This window comes from Mariniflexile sp. AS56 (assembly GCF_030552475.1).
Taxonomy (GTDB): domain Bacteria; phylum Bacteroidota; class Bacteroidia; order Flavobacteriales; family Flavobacteriaceae; genus Mariniflexile.
This window is the reverse complement of the sequence record NZ_JAUPED010000006.1, coordinates 139,417-156,875: the sequence shown is the minus strand read 5'-3', so window position 1 is coordinate 156,875 and position 17,459 is coordinate 139,417. Positions and strand designations below refer to the sequence as shown.

The following is a 17,459-nucleotide window of genomic DNA, read 5'->3' as shown; positions in this document are numbered from 1 at the left end:
TTATCTTAAGACTAAATCAGGTTAAAGCTATTAAAATGTTTTTTTTAGAACTACTTCTTAATAAATTTATTTTTTTATAAATCTAAGTACTTCATTCCCTCCTTTATTATCATTAGTTCTAAGTATATAAAATCCAGTATCTAGATTGGAAACATCATAACTACTTTGATTTCCAGAAAATTCTAGTAATTTTTCACCAGTTATGGAGTAAATGGATACGGATTTGAATTCTTTAGACATTTTAAAAGAATTTTTTACTGGGTTTGGATATATTTTTAATAGTGATTTGTCCTGTTCCAGCTTAGATCCTTCAGTCCGAATAGCACTCGTAGAGGTTATTGCTAACCCACTACTTGACCCAATAAGGTATTGATTAGTGGATCCTTTTACATTATCGATATAATACATGGTAGTAGCTCCCGATGAATCTCCATTTGCGAAGCCTATTGCCATTTGATCATAGCCGTCAGGATAAGTACCTTGAGCACTAAAGTCAAACACTAAATTCTCCCAAGTTTGCCCCGCGGACAACGTTAATTGTTCGAAGATTCTCGTATTTAAGGTCGTGTTTAGCAGAAAAACTCGAATCCTAGTATCTACGTTAGATGGATTACTCTGATCTATGAAGGCATCTAAAGTAATCTTAAGTGATGAAAGCTCTGTAATAGGTTTTGGTAAACTATAGTAAATTCTAGCTGTTGTTCCTCCATCTCTAACAAATTTAGCAACTGTATTACTGGTATTGATTCCTGTTTTAGATGGGTTAGAAAAATTTTCTGTAGTAATACCATCTAACGAACTTTCTACTGTAATATAGTCTGTTGCTGTGTCTTCTTCATTTTCATACCATGGAAATATTTGTTCTTCTCCAACAAGAAAAGCGCCTAAAAGACGAACATATTGTGAAGCTGCTGCATTGGCTGCTAGTTGTTGATCTACAAATTTCAATACCGTTTCTTCATCTTCCATGGTAGTACCGTCTGTATCTGTCGTCGTTGAAAAAGTAACGGCTCCACCAGCATCTGTAATCTTTTTTACAAATCTGTAGGCTTGTTCTCCTTCAAACATTAAATCAGATCTTTCACTAGACCAAGTTGATCTTATGGGCAAGAATAAATGTTTTACTGTTTGTTTAGTACCATCATAAGACGATGTTGCTGATGCTTGAATATCAGGTACTGTAAATTCCTCGTATGCCCAAGAATTAGGAGGTGCTCCTTGACCTAGAGGAGTTATATGTCCTCCAGTCATATCTGACCAAGGATCCATAGCTGTGAGCTTGACTATTTTATAATCAGTTTCATCAGCGTCTTCAACGCCATCAGTATCAACTTTTATAAAATCGCCATTAATATCTGCAAAATAATCTTTATCATAGTTGGCTGATATCATCACATTTGGATCTACATTACGAATCATTTGAATAAATTCGGCTCTTTCAATATCATTACCTGGATAACTACCAAAGGCATCTATCCAATAGCCATCTACTCCTAGTGCCTCAAAACGTTTTATGTAACCTTCACAGAAATTCATCCATGCTGCATGTTCGTTATTAGAGAAATATTGAGCAACATAGTCATTCCATGATTGAGCTCCTGTTATTGAAGCTCTATCTGCAGGGCTCATTCCGTTTAAGTACAAAATCACTTTTTTATTTGCACTTTTAAACTCGTTGATGACATCAATAATAACTTGTTCATTCGCTAAGCTAGGTACAAATTCTTCATCTATAATAGAACCTGAAGCTCCCTTTACAGCATCTACATTTTCGTTTGTTCTTAGAGTCCATAAAAATGATTTTGCATTGTTAGTCGCGTTTGTTATAACATGCCCCATAGTAGGGTAGCTACTTATTATTTCTTGAGCTCCTGCTAAATAATTATAGCCTTTACCCCCTTCAGAAATAGGCTTAACATAATCATCTAGAGTTTCACCTGCTCTCACATATAAACGAGCACCCCAAGAGCCTTGAAGCGATATTGGAGTTGTATTAATAACCGTTTGATCTGTAGTACCATTAATTTGATCTATAAAATAGGTTATTTCCTTGTCTGATGAAATCCCATTGCCATAACCAATGTACATTTGATTATAACCGCCACTACCCAATCCACTTGTCGTGAAATCGGTTGTGTCAAAAACAAAAGAAAAGTTTTCCCAGTCTTTGCCTACTGTAAAATCTATCTGTTTATATTTAATATCTCCAGTAGTTGTGTTTTTTAAATACACGCGTAACTTGTTAGGGCTAGATGATAATTTATTTTGCTTAACATCAATATAGCCCTTAAGACTTACGGTATATTCTATAGCGGTTTCAATAGGATTTGATAAATCAAAATAAGTAAAACCTTTACTTACCGATGCATCTCTAACAAATTTAGAACATAATACATTTGCATTTGCTCCATTACTGTTTGGATTGGTTTCATGTGTAGTAAAAGTGCCTGAGCTGCTGTTTGTGAATAAAACGTTCTCAGTATCTGTCTCGTTTTCGTACCACAAATACTGTGCATGTGTTTGAGTAACAAATAAAAAAAATGGAAGAAATAAAAAACTGTTTTTTAATTTTAACATAGTTTATATATTTAGTTGGTTGGTTATGCTTCCAAAGTTTAGATTTAACCCTATATATTACTTGCTCATTTCGATCTGTTTTTTATGTTTTTCATGCATTTCATCTAATCTTGAGTAAAACGAAGGAAAGTGCTAAGCCAAGAGATGACTTCAATGGTTGAAAATTAATTTGGAATCTAGCCAAATCATTTCCGTTTTTACTTCTTTTAAACTGTCAAATTATTATAGAGCAACTCCACTGATTTCTTAAATTACCTTTACTTTTATTTTCATAGTATTAGAGTGGCCGGGAAAAGTACATACAATCCAATATTGGCCTTTTCTGCGAGGGATTTCAAAATATATAGTTTCTGATGATTCAGGTCCTACTGTAGCCGTATGGTATAACACCAATGAAGAATCAGGGACATAATTGTATTTAGGAGCATCTAAACCAAGCTCAAGCGCTTTTAATCCTAAAGTATTGGGGACATCTTTACCAGGCATAGCAAACACAAGATTATGCAACATATCATCAACATTTACAAAAGTCAATTCTAATTTTGTATTACGTTTAATTGTTAATTCTTCAATATCGAATTTCATCCCAGGTTTTGTACTGATAGTCAGCTTTTTATCAGATCCATTATCCCAAGTAAAAGGCATTTCCGAAGTGTGTTTCGGTTGCTTGACACTTTCATTTTCTTTTGGCATCTTAGGCATTTGTGGTGATTTTAAAACACCACCAGGAACTTCATTTAAGGTATAATAAGCAGAACTATGCAATAATGATTCTCCATTTGCAGCTTTTACCCCATCTGCTCTTAATTGGTGAATAAACCCTAAACGCATACCATGTACCAAAAGTTTTACACTTTTTCCATCCTCGGAAACAATAGCGGCATGTACCATGGCATCTTGCTTTTGCTCTATAGGGCTTCCATAAGTTACATGATATTTATATGTAAAGCTTATCATGTTGTAGCTAGCCATATCGCTTGCCGTTTTTTTATTCACGGGTTTTGTGAATTCAAGCAGGAAGCCATCATCTTGGGCTTTCATGGTTTTGATTTCAAAAGGTGTTTTTCCAGTCCATTCTAATCGTTGTAAACCAAATGCTTTTTTTCCTGTAGAAGCCCAACCTCTACTCGTCATTCCTACAAACATACTAGAGTCGTTACCCCAAATCATTCTTAAAATTCCAGAAGAAAAGCCTTCTTTAAAAGGAAAAGAAGCGCCTTGGTATACACCATTTACTTTTTCCATATACACACGCATAATCTTACTATGTCCTTGGTCACCCACAAAAATTTGATTTTCAAAAGGCCCAAAGTCAACGCCTTTTTTATGGTATAACATATCTGAAGTAGAGATTCCTAATACGGTGTGAGGAAACCATATAGCAGGTGCTTTTAGTTCAGGTATTTTTTTAGCATATTCATAAAGTGTCAAACCTGAAAACTCTTCAATATCTTCAACTTTTAGTTTTAATGGAGATTGTGGATCGTCTGTCCATTTCAATCCCTCAACATGTCCAGCAAAATCTCCCGATTCTAAATGAGTCAATCTACCAGAACCTACCCAGTCTCCTTGGTTTTCAGTATAAAATAAATCGTCCTGATCGTTGATAGCAAAACCCGCAGGAGATCTTAAGCCTGTTGCTATGGGTGTCATGTCTCCTTCAGGAGTAATTTGTAACATCCAGCCTCTCCACTTAGTTAAACTTACTCCGCCACCAGACCAACCTAGATTCAAAGTAACAATCATATCACCATTTTTCTTGAATTTTGGCCCGTATGAATATTCATGATAATTTCCTGATAGCGGCCACGAATAAATTGTTTTAAACGAGTCTACTTTCCCATCATTGTTCCTGTCTTGTAAACGTGTTAATTCACCTCTCTGTGTTAGGTAAAAACTGTTATCTCTAAAAGCTAATCCTAGTGGTTCGTGCAGTCCTGTAGCAAACTTGCCGAAAATTGGTGTTTTACTATAGGGTTTGTCAATCAACCAAACGTCTCCTCTTCGTGTAGAGACTCCAAGTTTATCATCATCAGTCATCGCTAACCCACCTACCTCTAACATAACATCATTTGGAATTGGAACATCTACAATTTTATAATATGCAGATTCTTTTATGTCTATCAGAGATTTCTCTTGTGCAAATGCCACTACATTTATTAGTATAAAAAAGAGGCTTGTGATTTTTGTGAATACGTTCATAATGTCTTTTATTTACCAAATAATAGTATAATTAATAATCTGTTTTCCACTAGGTATTTTTACAAGAAGTTCTTCCTTACCATTCGACTTCCGAATAAATGGTTTAATTGAATTTTTATTTGAGAACTTGACAAAATAGCTGTCGTTGTTAATAATATAAGTCCCATCTTTCAACAACTTAATAGACTCCCCTTCATTTATCTTATGGAATAGTTCCTTGGTTCCATTTGTTGTTATGTTACGATTGATTCCTCTGTGTTTTACGATAGGAGAAAATTCATTTGTAATGGTTGTTCCTTCTATAATATTGGTAAAAATTGGACGACCATTACTGTCAAAATCATAACCTATAAATTTTGTAGCATCATTCTTGGAAACCCAAGGAGTCTTATTGTCTTTTAGTGAAGCGAATTCAGAGTAACCAAACATAGGCATAGTTAATGCTCCTGTTCTTCCAAACTGCTCTCCACCTCTTGAAGTCCACATTAGCGTGGCGTCAAAAAAGTCGTCGCCACTCCAAACAGATAATAAAGAACCTAAGTTCATGTCATATGCATAATGTATTCCTTCTGGTGTACCTACAGAAATACAATGTGTTCTAATCTCACCATGATGTCTTAAAAAACTACGTTGAACAATAGCCCCCTCTTTAGCGCTAACGGTCATGCTTTTGTCTGTCTTTATTGTTTTTTCTGATAAAGACAATTTAGAATCCAAAGATTGTTTTTTGATTCCAGGTCCTTCAAAAGATAATTCAAAATGTTCAATAAGAGGTTTCGCTTTACTGATGGCCAAAGAAAAAGGAACAGGTGCTTCTTTTGTTAAGGTCATAATATTAGATTTGATGGTATCGTTATTGATAAGTAATACACCAATTCCCCCGCCATCTGCTTTAAAGTTGAATAAATATTCACCTGTTTCTGGAACATGTAATTTTCCTGTGTACAATAACGTTTTATTATAACTTCTACTTTTTAGATTTTCTAAAGAAATAGCTTTCACAGTCTCATTTTTACTTTCCTCTACCATGTTTAAATTAGGTATCTTTTCCTCGTAGGTAGTATTGTGTTCCTTGAAATTCAAATCAGAAAAAGTGATATTCTGTTTTTTATACAATTTGTATTTGATGTTTTTTAAAGCAACGGGACCATGATCTCCTTGAATCATAATTGGAGCCATAGGGATTTCTGTATCAAAGGCAGCGGCTCTAGTTGGTCCAGTAACTTCAATATTTTCATGTAATAGTACGCCGTTTAGCCAAACTTCATCAAATTTTGCGTTTTTAGTTTTATTCCCTGCTTTATTAAAAGTAGGTGCAGAGAACTTTATTTTAATATGTTGCCATAAACCAGGAGCTTTGGATGCATTTATAGCTGGAGGATGCCCTTCATACCCTTGTTTTCCTTTTTCTGCAGTTTTGTCCCAACGTTGGTAAATAGCACCCATATCAGAATATGTAGGTTCTTTTATCTTCCAGCTATCGAAAAGTTGAATTTCATATCTTCCTTGTAAATAAATTCCAGAATTAGAACCTATAGGCATCATGACATCCAAGTCTAATTCGATATCACCATGTTCAAAATTGGTAAAAAGATTTTTTCTACTTCCTTTTTTTGGAATATTTAGTAAAACACCGGTTCCTGAAGTCCCTTTTATTTTTTTAGGAAGAGATTGGTCTACCTCGGCATCTCCAACAATTGTCCAGTTTTCGGTCACTGGCTCAAAAGCATCAAGATTTTGGAGTTCAATTTGTGTAAATGGTAAATGCTCAATCGCTTTTTGTTGCTGCGTTACTTGATCTGAGTTTTTCTGCTCGCCACAAGAACTAACGAGAATTAAAAACAAAAAACAGGACATATAATTTTTCATAAATAGTTTATTTTTTAAATTTTGGAGTTTTTAATTAAAAGGCCTCCTTGGTATCCGACGATGTGATAGCAAATTTACATTTTTATTTCGCCTACTTTTCTGTTTTCACTTCCTTCTTCGATTCCTACATTTATATCTCCTAGTTCTTTTCGGTACTTTTCTACAACTACCATCAGTTCTTTTACTTTTTCTGGATGAGAACTTATTACATTGTATAGCTCTCCGGGATCTCTAGACATATTATAAAGTTCAGGTTGTTCAATAGCCATTTTTTTCGCTCTTCCATGAACACCATCATTTCCTGCTATTGTATCGTAAGAATTGTAATTATGTGGTAAAACCAACTTCCAGTTTCCTTTTCTAACAGCGTTTAAATTATTTTTTCTATAGTAATAAAGAATGGTTTCACGAGGTGTTGCTTCAAAATCCCCTTTCCAAAGCGATGAAATATCTACGCCATCAATTTTATTTTCAGATAGTTTTCCATCTGTAATAGCCGCAAGGGTAGGTAGTAAATCTATAGCACAAGCTAATTTATTACAAACCGTTCCTTCAGGCACATTTCCAGGCCAACGAATAATAAACGGAACACGTTGACCACCTTCAAAACTAGATAATTTACCCTCTCTTAATCCTCCAGCTGATCCAGCATGATTTCCATAATTTAACCAAGGGCCATTGTCTGTGGTAAAAATAAATATAGTGTTATCCGCAATTTTATTTTTTTCTAATGCTTTGTTTATCTCTCCTACGGACCAATCAATTTCCATCATAACATCACCATACAATCCTTGCTCACTCTTACCTCTAAACTTATCAGAAACTCCCAGAGGCACATGTCCCATCGTATGTGGAACATATAAAAAGAAGGGGTCTTTTGCGTTTTTATTGATAAAATCAACAGCCTTTTCTGTGTAAAGTGTTGTTAACTCGTCTTGATCTTTTAACGATGTTATATATTTTTTAATTTCGTTCCCTTCCATCAATGGAAGTTCTGGAAACCTTGAACGTTTATGTGTTGTGGGAACTTTTTCTCCAGTTATGTTGTCTCTCGGCCACATGTCGTTGGAATACGGTAAACCTACATACTCATCAAAACCATGTTGCAATGGTAAAAATTCTTTTTGCCATCCTAAATGCCATTTTCCAAAACAAGCAGTTCTATACCCTTGTTCCTTAAACATTTCGGCAATTGTAAGTTCATTGGAATTGATTCCTTTTTTATGGAGTGGTGTTAAAGCCGCTGAAACACCTATTCTATTGGGGTAACAACCTGTTAAGATTCCAGCACGTGAAGCACTACATACCGGCTGAGCCGCATAATAATTTGTAAACCTCATTCCTTGACTTGCCATTTGATCCAAATTAGGTGTTTGGAAACCAGTTGCGCCATAACTTCCTACATCACCATAACCTTCATCGTCTATAAAAATGATTACTACATTGGGCTTTCTGCTGTTTTGTTTTTGTTTAGTTTGACTATAGCTATTAAAAAATAGCACTGTAGTAAACAGTAATAAAAAGGTGTGCTTTCTCATAATTTAATTATTAATCTTTCTGTTTTCATTTATATGTCGTATAAATAGACTATTGTTTATTGCCTTATCTAAGGTAATTTTGAATGAAATTGCAATAAATTATTATACTTACTTTAATCATTTGGGTTAACAATATTCTTCCAAGAAGGATATAAAGGTCTTTCTATAGTCTCTCTACTTTCATCAACGGAAGGAGCTGGAGGCGCTTGATCAAGTACCTTTTGAAGATTTCCTTTTGCGTTTTTAACCGAAGTACTTTGCTCTTCTAAAAGCAAATTCTTCTTTTCATGAATATCACTAGGTATGTGATACATTCCGCCATCACGATACAACTTATATTCTTGATTTCTTACAAATTGAGCACCTACATATTTTCCTATATTTCCCCAGTAAGGTTGATAGTGCCAAAATACCCAATCTCTTGGTTTTCCTATTTCTCCTTGTAGTTGTGGTAAAAAACTACGGCCATCAATAGGGTCTTGGTCCGTCATTTTTAATGAAGCAGCTTGAGCAAAGGTTGTATAGAAATCGGCAAAATCTATTAAGTCATCACTTACAAGACCTTTCGGTGTATGCCCTTTCCAATAAGCTACAAGTGGCACATGTGTTCCCATGTCAACTGTTTCTCCTTTAGCCCCTTCAATATTTTGCCCCTTCCATTTAGAAATTATTGATTCTGTTCCATTGTCAGATGTAAATAAAATAATGGTGTTTTCAAGTTGCCCAACTTCTTCTACTTTTTTCACGATTTTACCAACAATTTTATCCAAATAATTTATCATAGCCACGTAATTGGCTTTTTTAAAATTTGCTTCTTTAGGAGCTTTATTTGCTTCTTGACCTCTCGGTCGATTACCAATAGTTTCTGGCGTAGGTACAAAAGGACTATGAACCAAAACTGTAGGGTAGTACACAAAAAACGGTTCGTCTTTATTCTTCTCAATAAAATCACAAACAAAATCGGACATAATATCAGGACCGTATTTTCCCATATTCTCTTTTATGCTTATCCGTTTCCCATTACGTTCTAATGGTGGACTCCAAAAACGCTCCCCTCCATTTACGCCTCTTTTTTGCGTTGTTACCTGCCATAAATAAGATTCATCAAAACCCGCTTTTTGTGGCCTATTTGCATCTAAACTACCTTCTGCATTATGGTACAATCCGTTTAATTGCCATTTGCCAGCAATAGCCGTTTTATACCCTGCATCTTTCATTAAATGGCCAAATGTTTTGTCTTTAGGATTGAGGTATCCGAAATACGTATAATTCCGAAAATTATATTGACCCGTCATGATTTTCACCCTAGAAGGCGTGCAAATTGGTGTAGAATAACAATGATTAAATTTAATTCCTTTAGAAGCTAAGGCATCAATATTAGGTGTTTTATAATCTTCGGCACCGTAAGTTCCAAAACAATTCCAGCTTACATCATCAGCCATAATTAAAATAATATTTGGCTTTTTAGCTTCCTGTGAAAACAAAGACACCGAAAAAACAAGTGACGTAATTACTGTTATAATTCTAATATTATTCATAACGATACCTATTTAAACAATTCTTTACTCTTTGCAAATTTTTCCTCAAACCCAAACATAACACCATCCCACTTAACAGTAAAACCTTCTCTAGCGTATTATAAATAACGTTGCTACTCCAACTTGATGTCCTCATTTATATTTTTTCTAAATGGCTTATTACTCAAGGCCGGATTCAAGTTTACAACGCAACAAACGTTGCTTTTTTATACTTTGTAATTAGGAATAGGTGACCTATAAATTTCTCTATCAGAACAATTGCGAACCATTAAAATAACAATAGCTACTGTTAATAAAATACTTTTCCTATCCACATTTTCAATAGACCAAAAGTTTCAACAGTTTATATAGCAAAATTAGGGTTCAACCCTAATCATAGGTAAAAACTTAAATTGACTTATTCCTATCACTATATTTTGGATATTAATTCCGAATGGAAAATCTCTATAATTTTTCGATATAAACATAGTAAGCCGGATGCACCACATTATTCTGATCAATTAATTGCGCTTCCATATCATATTTCCCCGCAGGAATACTACCAGTAAAGGTTACCTCTTCTTGACCTTCTTTGATTTTACCTGATTTCATCAAATCAGCAACATAAATATATGCCTCTTTAAAATCTGACTTCACACTTGCTGACATGACTCTATCCAATTCGGGAATTTTTGCTTGTTCCGGAAAGGTGGCATTAATAGCCAACCCACTCTCTCGAGGAAATCTTCTTAAACTTATTTTATAATCGCCATCTTCTACAAATTCTATTTTCCACCTTCCAGATGCCGCAGAACCTGTGGTAGCACCATATTGATGCCGTACATGACCGAATTTACCGGTTAGCATGTCGTGGGCTGAAATTCGCGTAGGGTTCTCATACAACCTAAATCATTAAATCTTTGGTCATCTGTAAAAACAAAAATGACGTTAGGCTTCTTTTGAGCCGATATCATTGTCGGTAATGCTACCAAAATCAGCAAAAAACGTATCGAGGTGATTTTTAATCTTTTGAAATTCATGATTTATTTTTAGTTATTCTTGTTTCTAATTTGGAATCCATCCATCAATTTTAACATAAAACCCTGCTGAAGGATCATCATCATGACAAGCTAGAAAAAGGTATTCAGGCTCCCCATTTTTCCATAAAATATGTGGCCGCTCAGTACGTGCCAATTTATCTCCAAAATAGTCTTCATTGGTTTTATAACCAACCTCTGGCCTACCCCAATTTATACCATCTTTAGATTTATAGATTAACCCTGGGCGGTTGCCTCCTGGCTTTATTTCTTTCTTAGGAATTGGATTTCCTTCCAGCATGTTCTTTACTCCTTTTCGGTCTTCTACAATCATATAATACATCCCTTTATAATAAAATGCATAACAATCTTCAATATCTAATTCTTTATCAGCATAACTAATAATTGGGTTTTCTGCATAGCTTTCATAAGGCCCTTCCATATTATCGCTTATTGCTAAAGAAATCTCACGATGTCTATCTGTTCCATACGCATCGGTCATGGATTTATAGTACACTCTAAATTTACCATTTTCATCTTTCAAAAAAGTAGGATTTGAAGCGTGTACAATATTAGCACCATCTCCTTGTTTTCCAGAGGCTTTTATTATTGGATTATTAGGGCTTTCCGTCCACGGTCCATCTAAAGATTTTGAGGTTGCTATACCAATTTCTTGATTAAAACCTGGCGTATCTCGAGACTTCCATAAATATACCAGCACATAAGTGTCTTCAACTTGAGATATTTGAGGGTTATGATACGTGTGCGTTTTACTTGTAAATGTAGTATCCACAAAGGTATAAGGGCCTTCTGGAGAATTTGCGGTATAGTGTACAATTTTACTATCCTTAATCCAGCTACCAGCATTAGGTATCGTAGACATAAATACATGCAACTTACCCGAAGCATCGTATATTGGAGCCATACCCCAGTGCCACCATGCTTCCGGGGCATCTAATATGTAATTCCCTGGAACATGCGATTTACTAAAAGAAGATTCCTTTACAGATAGATCACTTTTACATGATACTGTTATTAATAAAACAATACTGGCAACAAATTGAATTGAATATTTCATACACTTATAATCTAAGTGTAAATATCCCCAAATTAAGAGAAAACCATTTGTTCTAATTGCTCATTCTGTTGCTTAATTAATGCTTTCAAAACAGTGAATAGCATTGAAGCGATTCGCTACATCATTCTATCCTAATCAATTCCAGTCCTTTAAACTTATAGCGACTACTATTTTTAGAACCTATGAAAGGATGAACTTGAATTTTCTGAACCCCAATTTTATCAATCCGAATAGTCGTATTTTGAACTTTTTTACTCATGATATCAAGCTCGCCTTTAGCATTTAAAATATGGGTATCGTCTAGTGTTTTCAGTTTGTATTGCAAATCGGCATCGGCATTATCTTCACTTATAATTTTAAAAAGCCCTGGCTGGGTAATGTTAACAGTCCATATAAGTCCTTGTTTCGGGTTTTCTCCCCATCTATGCGTTACTTTTTCCTCATAATTATAACTCATTCGTCTTATTTCAAACTCACTTTTTTCGACTGGTAACTTTATAGTACCATCTTTTTGCTGTTGCAATGTTTCATCAACAACTTTAGCAATTTCATCTTCAATTTCCAACACAACTACAGTCACTCTTGGTTGCTTTAACACCTCTGGAATCGTAATTTTAATAGTGTCTTCACTTTGAGTAAAAGCCAAATTATTTTTTTCTTTATCAGCTAAACAATAGGCTTTTTTCACATTAGAGAGAATACCATTAAGCTCAACCTCCAAATTATCAAGATTTTTAATATGAAGATATAATTTATTCGGTTGGCTAGTAATGGCAAAAGGCGGGAATTTTAAAGGGCTCGGATCTGCCCCATAAATAGATTCTCCATTCACTTCCAGCCATTCTCCAATAGCCTGTAAACTATTTACTTGTGATGGCGGAATAGTACCATCTGGACTAGGCGCTACATTTAATAAATAAACACCACCATTACCCACAATACGACACAAATTATAAATAAAATCTACGTACGCTCCCGATCGATTCTTTTCACTGCCATATTTGGTATAACCCCAACCTTTTTCAGTAACAGACCCGTGAGATTGCCATGGTATTTTCAAATCTGGCAACCATGAAGAGGTGCTCACGCTTGGTGTTTTACCATTATCAATAGATACATCAAAATGACCGTAACCATTCCCCAATCTAGAATTCACCAAAGCACCTGGCTGATTATTCTTAATAACATCCATTAATGCTTCACTTTGATACTCCTGCATGCCCGCAGGAGTATCAAACCACATCATAAAAACATCACCATAATTTGTGGTTAACTCTTTTACTTGAGGTATCACCTTTTCGTTAAAATAAGCATCAAACTTTTCTTGTGGCATGTCTTTATTAAAATCCCAGGTATTACCAAAAGCGCCTTCCTCATGCCAATCTTGACTTTGTGAATAATAAAAACCAAGATCCATATCGCGTGCCACACATTCTTCTGAAAGTTCTTTAAGAATATCCCTTTCAAAACCTGCAAAATCGTTTAAATTATATGGGTTTCCAGATTTATACATAGCAAAACCATCATGGTGTTTTGCCGTAACTACCATAAACTTCATTCCTGCACTTTTTGCTACATCTACCCATTGCTTAGCACTAAACTTTTCTGGCTTGAACTTTCCGGAAGCTTCCATTTCATATTCTTTTACAGGAATGGAGGCCCTTTTCATAATCCATTCGGCAGCAACCTCTTCTCCCTTCCACATACCTTCCAACTGCGCATAAGGTCCAAAATGAACAAAAAGGCCAAACTTATCTTCATAGAGTTTTTCCATATGCTCGCGTATTTCTGGCGTATATGCTACGGCAGCAGTTCTTCCAAAATCCCTCCCTATTCCCGTTTCGGTTTGATAATCAACCTGATTTTTTTCTCTTTTTTTATTTTTACAATTAAACTGTAATATACATAGAAAAAGCAGCATCAAAATTATTGCACGATCTAACTTCACTCTATTCATCTGGCTACCATTTTTCTTAATAAACACATATTTCTAAAAGATAATTTTATTGTTGAAAATATTATCATCATTTCCCAATCCAACATCAATTATTTCATCTTTATTCAAAATTAAAAACCACAGCTTTAAACGACATCCTCTATTCCACTAATCATTTGCTCATATCTATCATTTCCATTATTTCAACTTTTTAAGCATCATTTTGATTGATTTGAGAAATAATTAAACAAGTTTGAGCAAGCCCTATCTACTCTATTTAGATATTTTTGTTTAAAATTATGTTGATATGAAAGCCCTTAAACCCTTTACATGCTTATTACTCTTTGTGATTTTTTTTCAAAGTTGCAAACAATCCATAAGTGCTAAATCAACACAGGATGCTGAAACAAAACCGAATATTGTTTTCATATTTACTGATGATTGGGGATGGGGTGATTTAAGTGCCCATGGACACCCTTATGTAAAAACACCAAATATTGACCGCCTTGTAACAGAAGGTACCGATTTTCAAAGATTCACAGTGGCCAGTGGTGTTTGTTCGCCAAGTAGAGTGGCTGTTATGACCGGGCAATTCCCTGCAAGACATAATATTGATGGGCACTTTGCCTGGGCACCAAGTAACGCAAAACGCAATATGCCAGATTGGCTAGACCCTAACACAACACTATTACCTAGATTGTTACAGCAGAGTGGCTATGCCACAGCGCATTTTGGTAAATGGCATTTATCTAACAATATGATTCCTGATTCGCCTACACCTGCGGAATATGGTTATGATACTTACGGTGCTTTTAACTGTTCTGGAGAACAAATGCCTTATTATAAAGATGCCGATAATGCGATTGCTTTCATGGAAGCGTCCAAAAGCCAAAACAAACCGTTTTTTATTAATTTATGGGTTCATGAACCCCACACACCACACCATGTTATACCTAAGTACCAACAACGCTTTCCGCACTTAAAGGAAGCTGATAATATTTATGCTTCTGTACTTTCGCATGCAGATGATAGGATTGGTGAAGTATTAAAAGCACTGGACCGCCTTAAATTAACGGATAACACACTCGTTATTTTCAGTTCAGATAATGGGCCCGCAAGAGCTGTAAAAACAGTAGAAGAATTAAAATTATATTTAGATACTGCAACTGGTGTTGGTTACGCAACCGGAGCTTCTAAAGGAATTACAGGTGGCCGAAAAGGTTACAAAGCCGCACTTTTTGAAGGTGGTATTGGTGTTCCTTTCATTGCGCGTTGGCCTGGAAAAATTAAAGCAGGTGTTATTGATGACGCTTCCTTAATTTCGGCGGTGGATTTATTACCAACATTTTGCGATATAGCTAGTGCCAAATTACCAGAAAACTACAAACCAGACGGAATTAGCCAAGTTTCCACACTATTGGGTAATTCATATCCTGTTCGAACCAAACCTCTTTTTTGGAAAATAGGTGCGCAATGGCCAATTAATAAAAACACTCCCGACCATTGGGTATCTTTTGCCGTGGTAGACCATCATTGGAAGTTAGTTGCTAATCACGATTTATCGTATGTGGAACTTTATGATATAGCCGCAGATGTTTATGAAAAAACCGATTTGAAACACGACCAGAGTGCCGTAGTAGACAATTTGACAAACAAGATCATTCAATGGCAAAAAACACTACCAGCGAAGCCTAGTAAAAAACTGTTTTCTAAAGAAAGAAATTAGGTGTTTCTATAAATAGAATTGACTACTTAACAAGATGCGCTCCTCTTCTAAAAAACGAATCTAATTTAGATAAATGTGTTTTAGATAATAATAGTAATATACAAAAATTAAACATTTTGTGTACAATACAAACATTTTACACTCCTAAGGCATTTTAATAAAAATTCTAAGTATACCTACCCGATTTATAAAGCGCTGGCGAAATACCTATAACAGATTTAAAAACTCTAGAGAAATGGTAACGATCTGAAAAACCTAGTTTAAATGAAATACTCTCAATAGTATCATTCGTGTACTCAAAGATCTCACATGCTTTAGCTATTTTTCTGTTTTGAATAAAATTATGCAAGGTGATACTCATCTCTTCTTTAAACAATCTCGCAAAGGAGTTTGGCGCCATATTCACAATAGAAGCCAATTCCGAATTACTCAACTTTTCATTAATATTAGCTTCAATGTAACGATGCACCGTTAATACGCGCTCATCAATATTTATAGTTTTCCACAACTCTGCTCCTATATTAGAGATAGCTTCCCGAACAAAGGATTGTAACTTCAAATTAAAAGTAAGCTTAAAATCATGGTTTTCAATCTTTAAACGCTCTGTTAAATAAATGAGTCGCTCCTTAAGATGATCGGTTAATTCTATTTTAAAAATACCCGGAAACACATTATCAAACGGTGTTCCTAAATTAAAATGTGTAAAAAAATGAATTAGAGATTTGTTTTCATAATACGCCTCGTTATGTCTCTCTGTTAAATTCTTCCCAGAAACATGAATACCAGAATCGTACTTATGATGCTTTAAAAAACGGGTAGAAAAGGAAGTAAACGGAGAAATTATATATAAAAAATTGGGATCCATTTTATAAACATCATCTTGAAGTGTTAGCTCTCCACCTTCATTTTTATTCCAATAAATACGCCAAAAAGGAAATACCATATCGTGGCAATCCCACAAATCTAAATACCAATACCTACAACATAACATCTTCAATTTAACATTAATAAAATTTTGCTTTTTAGTCGATGGATCTCCCAATTCAATCTTATTTACAAACTTCATAGATACGGCATGTTTAAATTATACACAAATATACAAATTTTGAATATCTATTTACCTCATGCCATCATCTAATTTTACACCCTAAGAATACTTAAATATTATCTTTTTATGAGCGATATAAAACTTCCTATTGAAGTACAAAAAGAACTAAAGAAAATTTCTAAAGTTGCTGGTTATTTATGGCAAAGAGAATGGGCTGAAAGAAATGCTGGAAACATTTCTATGAACCTAACTTCTTTTTTTGATTTAGATGAGATAAAACAAAAAACAAAGAACAACACATTCGTTCCGTTTGAATTTCCAAAAGGCACCGCAGGCTATGTTTTATTTATTACAGGAACGGGTTGCTACTTAAGAAGTTTAGTAGACAGCATTGAAGAAGCTTCTTGTATTTTATATATTAATGAGGACGCTACAGGTTATACTGTTATTTGGGGCGGAAAAAGAGAAGGCTTTGGACCTACTTGCGAATTGATATCGCACTCTAGCATCCATCTTTTTAATACAGAAAACAACCCTACACATTTAGCTATTGTTCACACGCATCCACTTGAATTAATAGTGATGAGCCACCACCCTTTATTTGATAATGAAGAAGAATTAAACAGACAAATATGGATGATGTGTCCTGAAGTTCGCGTTTTTGTTCCTAAAGGAATCCACTGTACACCATACGCACTGTCTAGCACAGAAGCTTTAGCAAAAGTAACAATTGAAGCCTTTAAAACAAGAAACGTTTCACTTTGGGAAAAACACGGAGCAACAGCTACAGGTGAAGATGTAGAAAAAGCATGGGATTACTTAGATGTTGCCAACAAAGGCGCCAAACTATTATTAATGAGTTGGTCTGCCGGATTTAAACCAGCTGGTTTATCCGATGCGCAATTAAAAGAACTAGAACAATTCACATAAT

At 34.9% G+C, this 17,459-nt stretch carries 11 protein-coding genes; 2 read left to right on the top strand and 9 right to left on the bottom strand.

Annotated elements, in window-relative coordinates; all coding sequences use genetic code 11:
* Positions 1 to 66: 66 nt before the first annotated feature.
* The 8 genes from Q5N74_RS09380 to Q5N74_RS09345 all read right to left on the bottom strand — a co-directional run bounded on the left by Q5N74_RS09380 (position 67) and on the right by Q5N74_RS09345 (position 13,775).
* Positions 67 to 2,577, bottom strand: coding sequence for a T9SS type A sorting domain-containing protein (locus tag Q5N74_RS09380; protein ID WP_304388527.1), 2,511 nt, complete (start codon positions 2,575 to 2,577; stop codon positions 67 to 69).
* A 246-nt stretch (positions 2,578 to 2,823) separates the two neighbouring features.
* Positions 2,824 to 4,779: a plastocyanin/azurin family copper-binding protein gene (locus Q5N74_RS09375; protein WP_304388526.1), complete on the bottom strand. Its 1,956-nt coding sequence runs from the start codon at positions 4,777 to 4,779 to the stop codon at positions 2,824 to 2,826.
* Positions 4,780 to 4,791: 12 nt separating this feature from the next.
* Positions 4,792 to 6,648 (bottom strand): family 16 glycoside hydrolase, encoded by a 1,857-nt coding sequence (locus tag Q5N74_RS09370; RefSeq protein ID WP_304388525.1) that lies wholly within the window; start codon positions 6,646 to 6,648, stop codon positions 4,792 to 4,794.
* Positions 6,649 to 6,722: 74 nt separating this feature from the next.
* A complete protein-coding gene (locus Q5N74_RS09365) occupies positions 6,723 to 8,186 on the bottom strand; it encodes a sulfatase (protein ID WP_304388524.1) in 1,464 nt (487 codons plus the stop codon).
* A 113-nt stretch (positions 8,187 to 8,299) separates the two neighbouring features.
* On the bottom strand, positions 8,300 to 9,724 hold the full coding sequence (locus Q5N74_RS09360) for a sulfatase-like hydrolase/transferase (RefSeq protein WP_304388523.1): 1,425 nt from the start codon (positions 9,722 to 9,724) through the stop codon (positions 8,300 to 8,302).
* A 444-nt stretch (positions 9,725 to 10,168) separates the two neighbouring features.
* The gene (locus Q5N74_RS09355; protein WP_304388522.1) at positions 10,169 to 10,570 is read right to left on the bottom strand and encodes a hypothetical protein; all 402 of its coding nucleotides are present in this window, start codon (positions 10,568 to 10,570) and stop codon (positions 10,169 to 10,171) included.
* Positions 10,571 to 10,768: 198 nt separating this feature from the next.
* Positions 10,769 to 11,818, bottom strand: coding sequence for a glycoside hydrolase family protein (locus Q5N74_RS09350; protein WP_304388521.1), 1,050 nt, complete (start codon positions 11,816 to 11,818; stop codon positions 10,769 to 10,771).
* 121 nt (positions 11,819 to 11,939) lie between these two features.
* Positions 11,940 to 13,775 (bottom strand): alpha-L-fucosidase, encoded by a 1,836-nt coding sequence (locus Q5N74_RS09345; RefSeq protein WP_304388520.1) that lies wholly within the window; start codon positions 13,773 to 13,775, stop codon positions 11,940 to 11,942.
* Positions 13,776 to 14,061: 286 nt separating this feature from the next.
* Between Q5N74_RS09345 and Q5N74_RS09340 the strand changes: the two genes are divergently transcribed.
* Complete coding sequence (locus Q5N74_RS09340; RefSeq protein WP_304388519.1) at positions 14,062 to 15,480, top strand: sulfatase; 1,419 nt, start codon at positions 14,062 to 14,064, stop codon at positions 15,478 to 15,480.
* A 166-nt stretch (positions 15,481 to 15,646) separates the two neighbouring features.
* On the opposite strand, the gene Q5N74_RS09335 is transcribed toward Q5N74_RS09340, so the two are convergent.
* Positions 15,647 to 16,546 carry an AraC family transcriptional regulator gene (locus tag Q5N74_RS09335; RefSeq protein WP_304388518.1) on the bottom strand — a complete coding sequence of 300 codons (900 nt, stop codon included), beginning with the start codon at positions 16,544 to 16,546 and terminating at the stop codon, positions 15,647 to 15,649.
* A 108-nt stretch (positions 16,547 to 16,654) separates the two neighbouring features.
* Here Q5N74_RS09335 and rhaD point away from each other — a divergent pair, with 108 nt between their 5' ends.
* Positions 16,655 to 17,458, top strand: coding sequence for a rhamnulose-1-phosphate aldolase (rhaD, locus tag Q5N74_RS09330; RefSeq protein WP_304388517.1), 804 nt, complete (start codon positions 16,655 to 16,657; stop codon positions 17,456 to 17,458).
* Position 17,459 lies beyond the last annotated feature (1 nt).

Bases quoted from the DNA above. Each gene is read 5' to 3' on its own strand.
- Q5N74_RS09370 (WP_304388525.1), bottom strand. From the start codon at position 6,648: ATGAAAAATTATATGTCCTGTTTTTTGTTTTTAATTCTCGTTAGTTCT.
- Q5N74_RS09375 (WP_304388526.1), bottom strand. From the start codon at position 4,779: ATGAACGTATTCACAAAAATCACAAGCCTCTTTTTTATACTAATAAAT.
- rhaD (WP_304388517.1), top strand. From the start codon at position 16,655: ATGAGCGATATAAAACTTCCTATTGAAGTACAAAAAGAACTAAAGAAA.
- Q5N74_RS09360 (WP_304388523.1), bottom strand. From the start codon at position 9,724: ATGAATAATATTAGAATTATAACAGTAATTACGTCACTTGTTTTTTCG.
- Q5N74_RS09345 (WP_304388520.1), bottom strand. From the start codon at position 13,775: ATGAATAGAGTGAAGTTAGATCGTGCAATAATTTTGATGCTGCTTTTT.
- Q5N74_RS09340 (WP_304388519.1), top strand. From the start codon at position 14,062: ATGAAAGCCCTTAAACCCTTTACATGCTTATTACTCTTTGTGATTTTT.
- Q5N74_RS09355 (WP_304388522.1), bottom strand. From the start codon at position 10,570: ATGCTAACCGGTAAATTCGGTCATGTACGGCATCAATATGGTGCTACC.
- Q5N74_RS09335 (WP_304388518.1), bottom strand. From the start codon at position 16,546: ATGAAGTTTGTAAATAAGATTGAATTGGGAGATCCATCGACTAAAAAG.
- Q5N74_RS09350 (WP_304388521.1), bottom strand. From the start codon at position 11,818: ATGAAATATTCAATTCAATTTGTTGCCAGTATTGTTTTATTAATAACA.
- Q5N74_RS09365 (WP_304388524.1), bottom strand. From the start codon at position 8,186: ATGAGAAAGCACACCTTTTTATTACTGTTTACTACAGTGCTATTTTTT.
- Q5N74_RS09380 (WP_304388527.1), bottom strand. From the start codon at position 2,577: ATGTTAAAATTAAAAAACAGTTTTTTATTTCTTCCATTTTTTTTATTT.